Source organism: Citricoccus sp. (assembly GCF_035445025.1).
Taxonomy (GTDB): Bacteria; Actinomycetota; Actinomycetes; order Actinomycetales; family Micrococcaceae; genus Citricoccus.
This window is the reverse complement of the sequence record NZ_DAOMPX010000158.1, coordinates 1-1920: the sequence shown is the minus strand read 5'-3', so window position 1 is coordinate 1920 and position 1920 is coordinate 1. Positions and strand designations below refer to the sequence as shown.

The following is a 1920-nucleotide window of genomic DNA, read 5'->3' as shown; positions in this document are numbered from 1 at the left end:
CCGTGGCCAGGGCCAGGGCCTTGGCGCCGGCCACGCCGACCATGAGCGCCCCGGCCAGTCCGGGACCCGAGGTCACGGCGATCGCGTCGAGGTCCTGCAGCGTGACCCCGGCGGTGTCCAGGGCCTGCAGCAGCGTGGGGATGAACTCCTCGAGGTGGGCCCGCGCCGCGATCTCCGGGATGACCCCGCCGAAGCGCACGTGCTCCTCCATCGAGGACGCCACGGCGTTGGCCAGCAGTTCGGTCCCGCGCACGATCCCGAATCCCGTCTCGTCGCAGGAGGACTCGATGCCGAGCACGAGCGGGGCGGTGGGGGTGTCAGTGGCCGCAGGCATGCACACCATTCTAGGAAGCTCCGGCGGGCGGCCCCGGCCACCAGCCGGCGTCCCGGGGCGTCCGGGGTCAGTCCAGGCGTCCCGGCACGCTGCGGGGTCCGTCTGGACCGTGGTCCCCTGCGCACGGCGCGCAGGCCCAGGCGGCGTAGTCGGTCAGGGCGGTGATCTCCCGGCGCCACGCGGCGCCCTCCTCACCCTCGAACAACCACCGGGGCGCGCCGAGGTCCAGGGCGGTCACGGCCATCTGCGCCTGCGGGTCCGTCTCGGCACAGCGGTACAGCTCGTGCACGTGCCGCTCGAACCGCAGGGTCCGCCGGACCAGGGCCTGCTGTCCGGCCCTCGACTCCCGGAGCGCCCGGGCGGCCAGGGCCTCCCCCAGGTCCAGCAGCAGGTCCTCCACGGCGATCAGGAGGGAGCCCTCCCCGCGGTGGCCCACGCGGTACTGGCCGGCGATGTCCTGCCAGGTCTCGACGCTCCCGCCGCGCACGCCGTCCCTGTCCTGGACGTGCTGGGCGATGGGGTCCTGAAGGTCCTGGGCATGCGTGGGATTCATACCCCGGGGCATGCGCAGACGTGATGTCGCGGCGGTCCGTTTCGTCCGCGGCCGGGCGCCTCGTGAGGAAGGCGCCCGGCCGGCGTCGGGATCACCGGTGCGCTCCCGCCCGGGGAGCGGCCGGCACCGCGGGACTACCGCCCGGCCAGGACCTGGGCGAGCTTCTGCGGGCCGGAGGGCGAGATCTCCCAGTGGTCCATGCCCGGCTTGATGGTGAGGGTGGTCCTCATCCCCTGGCCGGTGTAGAACTGGTAGCCGAGCCGGGCCGCCTCCACGGCGTCGTAGGTGCCCGAGGCCCCGCCGGCGGCCGGGGTGTCGTCGGCCCCGACCACCCAGTGCATCTCGAAGTTCTTCTTCAGCGTGGCCGAGATGGGCTGCCGCGGCGCCTTCTGCCCGTAGATGCCGCCACCGGCGACGATGACCGCGGCCCCGCCGGTCCACCCGGCCGAGTGGGTGTTCACCATGTGCCGGGCGACGGTGTCGGCGCCCCCGGAGTACCCGGTCCAGTACACCTGGTTCAGGTCCAGGTTGTACTTGCGGCCCAGGTCCTTGAGCAGGTCGGCGGCCCACTGGCTGGAGCTGGCGTTGCGCCACCAGGTCTTGCTGGCCTGGTCCGGGGTCCTGGGCACCACGAGCATCATGCCGTGCTGTTCGGCCAGCTTGAGGTACTCGGGGATGGAGGACCACTTCTGGTCGTTGTACTCCCAGCCCCCGTCACCGTGCAGGTGGATCATGATCCCGTGCGGCCTGGCTCCGTTGAGGTGGTCGGCGTACAGGTGGTAGGCGGAGGTGACCGTGCCGTTGCTGTAGGGGATGGCCTGGGCGTCCCGGTAGGTGCCGCCGGAGCCGCCGGTGGGGTTCACCCCGGCACTGCTGATGACGGGGGCCGGGACCTGATAGGCGGGCGGGGTCCCGTTGGTCCGGGTCTCCATGGCATACATGAAGCCGGCCGCCTCGCCCCGCTTGACCGGCTGGCCGGGGCGGAACGTGCCGTCGGCGTAGCCGCTGACCAGCTTGGTGGCTGCCAGCCAGG

2 protein-coding genes and 1 pseudogene are annotated in these 1920 nt (G+C 72.8%); all 3 read right to left on the bottom strand.

Annotated features, from left to right (window positions below; all coding sequences use genetic code 11):
• Positions 1-334, bottom strand: a pseudogene (locus PLJ28_RS15790) (tRNA (adenosine(37)-N6)-threonylcarbamoyltransferase complex transferase subunit TsaD); the annotation flags it as partial.
• A 67-nt stretch (positions 335-401) separates the two neighbouring features.
• Positions 402-887 (bottom strand): hypothetical protein, encoded by a 486-nt coding sequence (locus PLJ28_RS15785; RefSeq protein ID WP_298042647.1) that lies wholly within the window; start codon positions 885-887, stop codon positions 402-404.
• A 134-nt stretch (positions 888-1021) separates the two neighbouring features.
• Positions 1022-1920 (bottom strand): S-layer homology domain-containing protein (locus tag PLJ28_RS15780; protein ID WP_324590430.1); only part of this gene is annotated, 899 nt, incomplete at its 5' end.